The organism is Staphylococcus schweitzeri, from assembly GCF_002902405.1.
In the GTDB taxonomy this organism is placed as follows: Bacteria; Bacillota; Bacilli; order Staphylococcales; family Staphylococcaceae; genus Staphylococcus; species Staphylococcus schweitzeri.
Genome location: NZ_PPQS01000035.1, coordinates 1 through 12,396 on the forward strand (window position 1 = coordinate 1; position 12,396 = coordinate 12,396).

Here is a 12,396-nt window from a genome sequence, read left to right on the forward strand (position 1 = left end):
GTTGTTGCTTCGCTACAACTGCATAAGAGCCACTAATTATTATAAATAATAAGTGGCTCTAAAAGGAGGTGAATGCTATGTCACAAGAAATTTTAAATGTTGAAGGTATGAGCTGTGGTCACTGCAAAAGTGCTGTTGAATCTGCATTAAATAATATTGACGGTGTCACTTCAGCTGAAGTAAACCTTGAAAATGGTCAAGTAAGTGTTCAATATGATGACAGTAAAGTTGCTGTATCTCAAATGAAAGACGCAATTGAAGATCAAGGTTACGATGTCGTTTAATTAGGCAATATTCAACGTCATCAACACCAAATTAAAAAATTCGAACTGATGAGAATCCCAACAATCCAAATTATCTCATCAGTTCGATTTTTAATTTACTCGTAACTTAGTATCTCCAGTCTGCAATACATCTAATGTTGCATCTAGTGCATCGACAATTAGATTTTCAACTGCAGCTTCAGTATAAAACGCAATATGTGGTGTTAATATAACATCTTCCCTGTCAATCAACGATTCTAACAATGGATCGTTCAGTGTTTTGCCCCTTTGATCACTTGGGAAAAGTTTACGTTCAAATTCATACGTATCAAGTGCTGCACCCTGTATCAAATCATTATCCAATGCATCAAGCAATGCTTTAGTATCTACTAAAGAACCTCTTGCACAATTGACAAATACTGCGCCCTTTTTAAAATGTTTAAATAATTCAGCATTAAATAGATAATGATTATATTTCGTTGCAGGTACATGTAATGTCACGATATCAGCACCTTCAACCGCTTCCTCAATCGTGTCTTTGTAATCAACATACGTTGCAATTTTAGCATTAGGAAACGGGTCATATGCGACCACATCACTTTGATAACCATTGGCAAAAATATCGGCTACTACACGGCCAATTCGACCTGTACCAATAACAGCTACTTTTAAATCTTTAATGGATTTCGATAAAATAGTAGGTTCCCATCTAAAATCATGCTCTCGCACTTTCGTTTGAATTTGATTAAAATGACGAACCACATTAATAGCCTGGTTCACAGCAAACTCCGCAATTGAATTTGGAGAGTAGGACGGCACATTCGATACAATCAAGTCATATTTATTCGCTAAATCTAAATCATATGTATCAAATCCAGCACTACGTTGCGCAATTTGCTTAATACCTAGCTCATTTAATCGTTTATAAACATGCTCTGATAATGGTATTTGTTGTGATAACGATAAGCCATCATAACCAGCGACATCTTCAACATTATTATCTGTTAATGCCTCTTTTGTAATGTCTACCTCAACATGATGCTTCTCTGCCCATGCATTAATGTACGGCATATCTTCATCACGCACACTCATTATTTTAATTTTTATCATTTTAACATCACCCTTAACTTAATTATTCATATAAATATACTAGCTCAGTCAACCTTGTTGCCGCTTCTTCTAATTGCTGATCATCTAACGCCAATGAGATTCTTACATAACGGTTACCATTCTCTCCAAATGGTTTTCCCGGTGCGACTAGTATGGATTTCTCTTTTACTAAAAATTTCTCAAATTGCTCACTGTCATAGCCTGGCGGTGTTTCCAACCATACATATATGCCACCTTTAGCATGAACAAACGGCAAATCGGCTTTTGAAAGTATGTCTTCGAATCGGTCACGACGCACTTTAAACACATTACTCTGTTCTTCTAAAAAATCATCATAATGATTCAAAGCATATGTGGCGGCATCTTGTAATGCGCCAAACATACCTGCATTTGTATGTGTTTGATACTTTTTCAAAGCTTGAATCATATCTTTATTGCCGACTGCAAAACCTACTCTAAAACCTGACATGTTATAACCTTTAGACAAGGAATAAATTTCAATTGCAACATCTTTTCCATTTTCTGAAGAAAGTATACTAGGATTTTTAGCATCGAAACCGAAAGCACCATAAGCAAAATCATGCACGATTTTAGTGTCTGTATCTTTAAATTTAGCTATCGCTTCATCAAATACTTCCTTCGTTGCCGTAGAACCAGTTGGGTTATTTGGATATGTTAAATATATTAGTTTTGTTTTTTCTAAAACTTGTGCATCAACTTGCGACCAATCTGGCAAATAATGTGGCGGTTCTAAATTAAGTGGCACTGGCTTTCCATCAGCTAAAAGTACTCCCGCCAAGTAATCTGTATAACCCGGGTCAGGTAGTAACACGTAATCTCCTGGATTAATGACACAAGTTGGTACTGCAACCAGACCATTCTTTGTACCATATAAAATACATACTTCTTCTTCCTTATCCAACGTTACATCATATTGTCTTTGATAAAAATCTACAATAGCTTGTTTGAATGACTCTTTGCCATGAAAAGCGCCATACTTTTGATTTTCCGGAATTTGTAACGCCTCAGCAAAATGATTAATAATACCATAAGGTGTGGGCCCATCTGGAATACCAACTGCCATATTAATTAATGGTAATGGACCATGTTCAATTTTACGCCCCATTGTTTTACCAAAATAGCTGTCAGGTATACCCGCTAATTTATTAGAAATCATCAGATTCCTCCTCTATCATTAAACATAGCCTACGTGACTATTAAAATATCTACAACTTGTGCCATTTCAATTTAATATTGATGGTTTAATTACCTATTCATTTTAAAGTTCAATAGTACTTATAACACACGTTGTATTGAATGAATTTAGTTTCATTTTAGGTATCTACATTATTATTGTCAATATTATGAATTTTCTGATTAATAAACTATTAATCGCTAACACTCAAATTTCGCGAATGCCACTTACCTAGAGTATAACGCCTATTAAGGTACGTATTCAATCGCGAACCCCAACAGGCGCTATTCAATGTTACATTAATCTTATCAAACACACACTTATTTCATTATGTCTTTTACGTTCTCCTTATACTTTTCTCACATCTTTCTCTTAGACTACTCCCTTACACGCCCTGCTCAATATCTTTTATCATTTCGTCTACAGTTATTTTCGCACTCGTTAGAACTATAGGCACACCTGCACCTGGATGCGTACTTGCACCTGCAAAATATAAATCTTTATAATCTCGCGATACATTTTGTGGACGATAATAATTACTTTGCGCTAAAGTTGGCATTAAACCGAATGCCGAACCAAATTTCGCATGATACGTTTGCTCAAAATCATTTGGCGTAAAGGTTGTTTCTGAAACAATATGCGATTTTATATCTTCAAATGCTTCAATCGTTGCTAATTTACGATAAATAATTTCCTTTATTTGTTGCGTCAAAGCTTCATCTGACCAATCAATTCCGCTACCTGTTTTAAGTTCCGGAGTCGGCATTAACACATAAACACCAGTTTTGCCTTCTGGTGCAAGTGCTTTATCAGCGACCGCTGGAACATACACATAAATAGAAGGATCATGTGATAAATCTCCCTCAAATATTTCTTCAATATTACCTCTAAAATCATCTGAAAAAATAACATTATGAAGTCTCACTTGATCTGTCACATCAATATCTATACCGATATACATTAAAAATGCTGAACAAGAGTAGTCTAAGTCTGCAATTTTATGTGGTGGATACTTTTTAATAGGTGCAAAATCTGGCATTAATGATTCCGCAACACTAGGGAAATCAGCGGTACATAAAATTTTATCGAATTTTCTTATGTCACCATTCACTTTTATCGCATCAGCCCGTTTGAATTTAGGATCAATAATAATTTGCTCAATTTCAGCATTAAGTTCAATATTAACGCCTAAATCTTTATTTAATTGCGCTAGTCCTTGAGCCATGCCATACATACCACCTTTAATAAAATGCACACCAAACATCATTTCAATCATAGGAATAATTGAATATAATGACGGACCTCGTTTTGGATCAATTCCTATGTATAACGTTTGAAACGCTAAAAGCTTTTGTATCTTTTCGTTATCAATATAATGTTCAATTAGCTGATCTGCATGATTTAACGTTTTTAACTTAGCACCTTGCACAAGTGACGTCATATTATAAAAGTCACTTGGTTTGCGATACGTTCTTTCTAAGAAATAGCGACGTGCAATTTCATATTTTTTATAAACATCTGTTAAAAAGGACATAAAACCATGCGTTGAACCAGGTTCTATACTTTCTAGCATGTGCTGTAATTCAGCTAAATCTGTAGGCACCGTTATACAATCATCGCGGTCAAAATACACATCGTAAATATAACGTAATTGTCTCAATTCAATATAATCTTCATAATTTTTACCACACATTGTAAATACATCTTTATAAACATCTGGCATCATGACAATTGTGGGACCCATATCAAATGTAAAACCGTCTTTCTTTAATTGATTCATACGCCCGCCTACATTAGTATTTTTTTCAAATATTGTCACTTCATGACCTTGAGAAGCAATACGGGCTGCCGCTGCTAATCCTGTGACACCTGCACCAATTACTGCAATCTTCATTATTCAACCACCTATATTCTATGATATTTACTATTTATTTCATGAAACAACTTTGCTTTTTTCCTTTTATCCACAAAAACACGTTCATGTAATGTATAGTTAGCCTGCCTCACTTCGTCCAGTATTTCAATGTATATACGTGCTGCTAATTCTATAATCGGCTGTGCCTCAATGCTAAAGACTTTAATTTGATCCATTACATCTCGAAAATCTTTTTCAGCGATAAATGCATAATATTCCCATAAGTCAATATAATGATCATTAACACCATTTTGGTACACTTCAGCAATATCAATTTCAAACTGTTTTAATCGTTGCTTACTAAAATATATCCGTTCATTTCCAAAATCTTCACCGACATCTCTCAATATATTAATCAATTGTAATGATTCACCAAGTCTTCTAGCAATATCATATGTCTGAGGCGTCGGCTGATCACTTAAAATCGGCGTCAATACTTCACCGACTGTACCCGCAACACCATAACAATATCCGAATAATTCAGCGTCCGTTTCAAACATTGTAAAATGTTGATCCTTATATACAGTATCAATGAGATTATAAAAAGATTGAAAGGCGATATTTTTATACTGTGCAACATGCTGAAGAGCCATCATGATTCTACGATCACTTTGAAAATGATGATGTTCATATGGGTATTTTTCAATAGCTTGGATATCTTCTTTTATTTGATTTAAAAATTGAATATCGCCATAAACATCTATACTGTCATCAATCTTACGACACACCGCATAAATTGCCCAAACCGCTTTTCTTTGATCTTCTGGTAACAAGTCAAAAGCGTATGAAAAGCTTTTTGAATGTTTCTTCATGATTTTATGACAATATTTAAAATTCATATCCATCATTGTCATACTAGTCCTCCTATATTGTAATGGCATTGCCTTGATTTATTGTTCTTTAGATATAGAATATTGACGACCTTTCCATTCAACTACACCATAACGATGCGTTTGTTTCCAAGATTGGATGAAAATTTTAGTAAAAAACATAAATAACAATGGATGACATACCATTAATAAATTAGAAAATTGACCGACTCTTCGATGCAGATAAATAAATTGTGTAGTATAGCTCAAGTAAAGTGTTAACATTTTTCCTACAGACATTTGGCGATATTTTAAACTAAGGCATAGTCCTATAACGCTCGCAATAGAACCGAACAACCATAACACAATTGTTGTCATAATCTTAGACTTTGTGCCACCTGCCCCAGTTGACAAATGCTTCGTCCATCCTTCTTGTAATGACTTAAATCCTTCTTGGTACATGCGAAATGCGACAAATGGAAATCCTTCATAAACTGTTACGGGCAATGATTGTGAAGTATATGCACTTCCTAAAGCAAATCCTTCAATAATATGACAGTTCGCACTTTTATGACCTCCAGTTGCGTAATAATCTTCTTTATTTGTTAATGTCACCGGTCCAAATGCATGTTGGTTAGTCCGACCGTCGTCTAAGGTAGAAAATACATTCATACCAACGACTGTCATTAAATTAAATATCGCTGAAAATCCTTCGTAGAACTGCTTAGTTATATGATAAGGCTGTACACTTAACAATCCTTTTTCGTCTTGTAATTGGTACTGATAAATCAACGTTTCAACGGCATCTTTCCTTAAGAAAGTTACATCAGCATCTACAAAAGCAATACGATTCGTACATGCATGAGTCACTCCTTGATAACAAGCATGTGATTTCCCATACCATTTGCCGTCAGTATCATCAACAACATCTACTACAGTCGCACCATATGAACGCGCTACACGTGCTGTTTCATCTGTCGATCCGTCATTCATAACAATGACATCTACTGGAACTTGCTGTTGTATTACCGAATTTAGTAAATGACCTATTCTTTTTTCTTCATTTCTAGCCGGAATAATAATTGTTAATGCTTTATAATTGAAGTTCAGCGCTTTTTCCTTTAGCTGATGTCTACGATTAAACATCAATGCACCACACGCCATAGACATGGTCACTATTACTGTTAATATTCGTGATAACCATTTCATAGATATCACTTCCTATTCTTCGCTTCTCGCGTGTTTATTTTGTCTGCTACTTGCTGTCCACTTAAGGTAACCATCGGCATACCACCGCCGGGATTTACTGAACCACCTACAAAGTATAAGTTTTCAAAATACTGGCTTTCTTTAGGAAATTTAAAGCCTTTATTTTTATTTTTATCTGCAACAACACCATATATTGCACCACGATTTGAACGATAATTTTTTTCGATATCTTCTGGCGTCCAGACATCTTCATAAATAATATGCTTTCTTAAGTCAGTGAGCCCCATTTTTTCTAATTTATTTAAAATTTTGTCTTTAAAATGCGCATAATCTTTAGTTGTAAAAGGTTGATCTTGAATATATGGAATATGCGGTAATACTTTTATATTTTCATATCCTACTGGCGCTTGTGTGTCATCAGTTTTATTCGTATTCACTAGATAAATAGTTGGATCATCTGGCAATACCTTATCATGAAATACTTGATGATAATTGTACTGAGCATTTTCCGAAAAAAAGAAATTATGATGTGATAATTGAGGATATTGACAATCAACACCTAAATGCATCACATAACCTGAACTTGCTGGTTCAAATTCATACTCTAATTTATTTAATCGTTGTGCATCAAGGTAAAGTAAATATTTATACGTAGGTATGACTTCCATATTCGAAACAATATAATCTGCCCTCACAAACTCACCTGTATGTAACCTGACTCCAGTAGCGCGTCCATGATACGTTTTAATATTGTCCACACGTGTACCTGTATGAATTGTGACGCCTTCTTCACGCGCTAGCCTTTCTAAAGCATTAGCTAAATGATGGATACCACCTTCTACATACCAAAGCCCTTGCTCTTGTTGCATATGGAACAACATAGATAATACGGCAGGTGCATCGTATGATGAAGAACCTACATATTTAATAAAATAACCTAACATCTGTCGTAAGTACGGGTTTGAGATACGCTTGTCTATGGCCTGTTGCATAGTATGGGCATAATCATAGTTAATAAGTGCAGTGACGGGTCCATGATATTTAATAATTTGAGAAAGTGTATCTAAACCACGTTTAAAATATCCTTCTTCAGTGATACGATTTATTTGCTTTGTGTAATTCAAATAATTTTGCAATTCCTCTATATCCTTTTTCGACAATATTGCATTATGTTGACCTGTCTCTTTAATACCTTCATATAAATCGATAGTCGTCCCATCTGGAAAAAAGCTACGCCATTGATGTGGCAATCGCTTGATTGTAACGTAGTCTGTCATTTGCTTATTGCTATATTCGAATAATTTTTCAAAAATATAAGGCATCGTTAAAATAGATGGACCTAAATCAAAGCCAAAACCATCTGATTCATGACGATTCACTTTACCCCCAATATGATTATTTTGTTCATATAATGAGACAGAATAGCCACTTTGTGCCATTCGAATTGCTGCAGAAATCCCACCTAAGCCACCACCAATAACGACAATATGCTTAGTCATGACGCTCACCTCTTTGTTTTAATACGCGTAGTAGTTGCGTTAACCTCGGTCGATTATATCGTTGCACAATTATGATTGGAACATTAACTATGATTGCATAGAAAATGTTTATATACTTTACTAAACGAGAGGCTTTATTGAATATTATGACTGGTAATATCGATATCCAATGAATCAATTCTGCCCGTTTTGTTTCGATAATCATTTTTTCTACTACATAAATATTTATTTTCATCAAATGGCGCTGATCATATATATTTTGATTAAACTGATGGCCATCTAAAACTTTATGCTTCCAGCTTTTTACATTGAACCAGTGTTGCCAAATCTGTCCATCATTTTCAAAGTTAAATGATTTAAATATTATATGCCTCTGACGAAAGTATTTGTCAGGTATTTTTGTACCTAAATTAGCTATACTCATTTGGAAAATCAACCAATACATACTACATAAAACCGCTATTTTGATATATTTTTTCAAGATTTTCATTTAAAATGAATCACTCTCAATCATACTGAAATTGTATTAATTACCATTTATTACTAAGTTCCCTAAAGATTAGCTAATAAACCGCTATCATTTAAAATTGACAAACAAAAACGCCAATACCCTCTTTTTTAGAGACTATTGACGTCATTTAAATAAACTTTGATTAATGAATGAAATTATATGAACCTGCTTGGTTTGCTGAAATTGTACGTGAAGTTACGACACCTGCACCGTGACCATAGTTCATTTCAGAAACACGTACTGAACCATTGCTATTCACGCTCTCAACATAAGCTACATGTCCATAGTAACCTTGTGTTGTTTGCATGATTGCACCAGCTTTAGGGGTATTGTTCACTGTATAACCTGAGGCAGCAGCTGCACTAGCCCAATTGTTGGCATTGCCCCATGTTGAACCAATTTTTCCACCAACACGATCAAATACATAATAAGTACATTGACCTGATGTGTATAAATTACTTCCTGATCCATATCCATTTGATATTGAACGACCATTTGAAGATGGTGCTACTGTTGAAGTAACGTGAACGTTGTTACTTGTAGTGCTATAGCTTGCACCTGATCCACCAGTATGATAGTAATTTGAAGATGCTTGGTTATTATATGTGTAGTTGTTATATGAATAGTTATTGCTTTGATATGAACGATTATAGTTATTGTAGTTATTATAGCTATAATTATTATATGAATTATTGTAAGTATTATAGTTATTGTAGTAATACGTATTGTTTTGTTCTAATTGACTCGGATTCCAATTTCCCGTCCAAGTATAATGATAATTACCTTGAGCATCAATTGTGTACGTATAGCTGTATGATTGTGCATCATTAGGATTATACCCATTGTTATTTTGTTCTGCGGCTTGTGCGTCATGTCCTGCGAATGCAATAGTTGCAAGTCCTGCTGTAGCAATAGTAGCTGTAACGATTTTTTTCATAATTAAATATCCTCCCAATAATCAAAACCCTCTATACGTATAGTCAATAGCGACTCAATTATTTTAAATTTTACATTTTATATTTTTTTAATCTGCAAATAATTATAACTTTTATAGTTTTGCGACAAGACAAACTATAACAGAGATTATACGTCTTGTGGACTTTGTTATCGTATTGTAACCTGTTCATAACAATGCCTGTTTTACTGTAATATTCAAAGTAAAATGTCCACAATATTTTTAAAGACTATTATCATAGGATTTGACTAGCAAAAAAGCACTAAACTCATTGAAAAATACTTGCTTTTTACAAATAAATGTCATTAGCAATGTAATAATTCAAAAGTTTAGTGCTCTAAGTTATTTTTTATTTGTTGAGTGTGTTTCCATTGTTTTTACAATCAAATCTGTCAACGCTTTACTACCCGGATATTCTAAATGAATACCGTCATAGGCAAAGTACTCAGGATGGCCAGCCGAAGCTTTATACCAATCAACCAAATGTACATTAGAGCGCTTTTCAGCTGCTTCATAAATTAATTTATTTATTCTACCTTCGTAATTTCTAGGTACTCTAATAGAAACTAGATAAATGTCTGCTTTCCCAAAACTATCTAATAGTTCATTTAATTGATCTTTAGTAAAGTCACCATTTGTACCAAGTTCAACAACCACTTTTTGACCTTTTTTAGCATAGTCCTTATATTGTGATTTTACAATCGGTGTTGCATCAACAAGTTGTCTACCAACTTTACCATCAATTTGTGCATTTGGTATCTTTTTAGTAAAGACATTACCAATATCTACCATTACTGAATCCCCAATTAATAACGGAGATGACTTCGTAATATCCTCTTTACTATTAGCTTTTTGCTTACCATCTTGCTTAGCTTTGTCTTTTTTATCTACTTTTTTCTTAGTTGTTTTAAATTCTGTCTTCTTCTCTTTTTTCTGCGTTTCATGTTGCTTACCTAACGCATCGAACTGTCCAGCTAACACTGTGATAGATGGTATCAATAATAAGATAACTAATACTGTTCTTATAAATTGAGATTTCTTTTTAGGTAAAAATGCAAAAGCTTTAAATCCATTTTTACGTATTGGCGTTTCAATAAAGCGATAAGATATTTCAGCCATTAATGCTGTTAATAAAATCTCTATAACATAAACATACGCTGGTATTTGCCCTTGTACATAATAACTATTCATAAATACAATAATAGGATAATGCCATAAATATAAGCTGTATGAACGTTTACCTATAATCAAAAATGGTTTCATGCTTAAAAATCTGGCAAATAAACTTGAAGGATGAACCGCAATCGCAATAATGAATAATGTTACGAAGGAGATAATATAAAATCCTCCATTATATATCCATTGGTCTTGGTCACCAACGATAAAGAATAACGTCATCAGTACTGCAAAACCTGATATACCGATGATGTCTAATGAGGCAACAACCTTTTTAGAAATGTCTTTTTTTAAAGCAAAAGGCGGCCATATAAAAGCTAAAATACATCCAAGTAATAATGTTTGTAGCCTTGTATCTGTGCCGAAATACACACGTGAATTGTCTCCAGTGACTAGGTGAATTACCATCATAAGTCCTAGTGAGATAAGAGATACAACAAATAGTGTTTGAATGATATTTCTTGGTTTAAATCTATGTAATAAGAAAGTGATAACCAATGGGAAAAACAAATAAAATTGTTCTTCGATGGCTAATGACCATAAATGTTTGAGTGGTTCAATAGCAAATTGGTTAAAATAATCTACATTCTGTGAAATGTACCACCAATTTGAAACATAGAATATAGCTGCAATAGCATCTCGTTTCATTTGAATAATCAAATCTGGTTTAAATATTAGTGTAAACGTAAGTACGACACAGATTAAAAATAATACAGCCGGAATTAGCCGTTTTAATCTACGCTTCCAAAACTCTAGTAAATCAATCTTTTGCGTTCGATAATATTCGCTAATCAACAAACTCGTTATTAAATAACCTGAAATAACGAAGAATGTATCTACCCCTAAGAATCCTCCACTTAGCCATTGTGTATTCAGATGATAAATAAGAATACCTATAACTGCGAATGCCCTTAATCCATCTAATCCAGGTAAGTATCGCGGGGAATACATTTTTTCTAAACGTTTAAAGTCTTTTGTATCCATGTTAATAAACGCCCCATTTATTTTTCTCTATTTTTTAGCATATCATAATACTTTTAAAAATAACATATAGCATTGATTTTTATTAATTTATTTAACCCTTAATTAAGATAGTTTTTAATTTACTATTAAATAGCAAGCAATCTTTAGAATTCATTTTACAACTGTAATCACTTAAAGATTAGTCATTTTTACTACATAACATAGATTATCATAGATTCTTAAATTTTTAACGAAATAACCGTCATTCTCATTATATTTTTACAAAAAAAGGTTACTTTTATATTTTATACATCGTGCTATTACGCAATTATTTAAATATACTATTAGAATTTTACTTTTTCAAATTTTCTATAATTGAATAAACTAACATGTATTGAAAATAAAAAGTAAAACATTCTAGCCTATAATTACAATCAAATGATGTTTCAAGGTCGTTTTATATTTAATGCAAGACATGCCATAGTTTAAAATGAAATATTATTAAGATTGCCATATCAATTATTCGTAAGTTCGAATCAGTCTTTTAAATTTCTGTAATAAAATCTATTATCTACATCTAGTTTTGGAAAATTACTTGGCAATTCTTCTCGATTAATTTCTTGAAAACCATTATTAGAATAAAAATGCTGTGCACTAATCAATTTATCAATGGTTCCTAAATAAATGCTATCGATATTATTTTCTTTGCATGTCATGATGAGGGTGAGACATAAAGATTTTGTGCTCTGGGAAACCGATTAACGGCGTCCCAAAAGCAGGATTTTCGGCAG

The 12,396-nt window shown here is 33.3% G+C and carries 10 protein-coding genes and 1 pseudogene; 1 reads left to right on the forward strand and 10 read right to left on the reverse strand.

All coding sequences use genetic code 11. From position 1 onward, the window contains the following. Positions 1 to 77: 77 nt before the first annotated feature. On the forward strand, positions 78 to 284 hold the full coding sequence (gene copZ / locus CD116_RS07415) for a copper chaperone CopZ (protein WP_000076662.1): 207 nt from the start codon (positions 78 to 80) through the stop codon (positions 282 to 284). Between the two features lie 90 nt (positions 285 to 374). On the opposite strand, the gene CD116_RS07420 is transcribed toward copZ, so the two are convergent. The 10 genes and pseudogenes from CD116_RS07420 to CD116_RS13910 form a co-directional block, all read right to left on the reverse strand. After that, positions 375 to 1,373, reverse strand: a complete 999-nt coding sequence (locus CD116_RS07420) for a D-lactate dehydrogenase (protein ID WP_047530816.1) — start codon at positions 1,371 to 1,373, stop codon at positions 375 to 377. Between the two features lie 22 nt (positions 1,374 to 1,395). Next, complete coding sequence (locus CD116_RS07425; protein WP_047548118.1) at positions 1,396 to 2,550, reverse strand: aminotransferase class I/II-fold pyridoxal phosphate-dependent enzyme; 1,155 nt, start codon at positions 2,548 to 2,550, stop codon at positions 1,396 to 1,398. Positions 2,551 to 2,953: 403 nt separating this feature from the next. Continuing rightward, positions 2,954 to 4,462 carry a phytoene desaturase family protein gene (locus CD116_RS07430; protein ID WP_047548120.1) on the reverse strand — a complete coding sequence of 503 codons (1,509 nt, stop codon included), beginning with the start codon at positions 4,460 to 4,462 and terminating at the stop codon, positions 2,954 to 2,956. A gap of 11 nt (positions 4,463 to 4,473) precedes the next feature. After that, positions 4,474 to 5,337: a 4,4'-diapophytoene synthase CrtM gene (gene crtM / locus CD116_RS07435; protein WP_047548122.1), complete on the reverse strand. Its 864-nt coding sequence runs from the start codon at positions 5,335 to 5,337 to the stop codon at positions 4,474 to 4,476. Between the two features lie 36 nt (positions 5,338 to 5,373). Beyond that, the gene (gene crtQ / locus CD116_RS07440; protein WP_047548125.1) at positions 5,374 to 6,501 is read right to left on the reverse strand and encodes a 4,4'-diaponeurosporenoate glycosyltransferase; all 1,128 of its coding nucleotides are present in this window, start codon (positions 6,499 to 6,501) and stop codon (positions 5,374 to 5,376) included. A 5-nt stretch (positions 6,502 to 6,506) separates the two neighbouring features. Next, complete coding sequence (locus CD116_RS07445; RefSeq protein WP_047548126.1) at positions 6,507 to 8,000, reverse strand: phytoene desaturase family protein; 1,494 nt, start codon at positions 7,998 to 8,000, stop codon at positions 6,507 to 6,509. Next, positions 7,993 to 8,481, reverse strand: coding sequence for a glycosyl-4,4'-diaponeurosporenoate acyltransferase CrtO family protein (locus tag CD116_RS07450; protein ID WP_078101653.1), 489 nt, complete (start codon positions 8,479 to 8,481; stop codon positions 7,993 to 7,995). The genes CD116_RS07445 and CD116_RS07450 overlap by 8 nt, the downstream gene beginning before the upstream one ends. A gap of 172 nt (positions 8,482 to 8,653) precedes the next feature. Then, positions 8,654 to 9,448, reverse strand: coding sequence for a CHAP domain-containing protein (locus CD116_RS07455; protein ID WP_047548128.1), 795 nt, complete (start codon positions 9,446 to 9,448; stop codon positions 8,654 to 8,656). 360 nt (positions 9,449 to 9,808) lie between these two features. Continuing rightward, positions 9,809 to 11,626: an acyltransferase family protein gene (locus CD116_RS07460; protein ID WP_047426671.1), complete on the reverse strand. Its 1,818-nt coding sequence runs from the start codon at positions 11,624 to 11,626 to the stop codon at positions 9,809 to 9,811. A gap of 515 nt (positions 11,627 to 12,141) precedes the next feature. Then, a pseudogene (locus CD116_RS13910) lies at positions 12,142 to 12,345 on the reverse strand (GNAT family N-acetyltransferase); the annotation flags it as partial. Between the last annotated feature and the right edge of the window lie 51 nt (positions 12,346 to 12,396).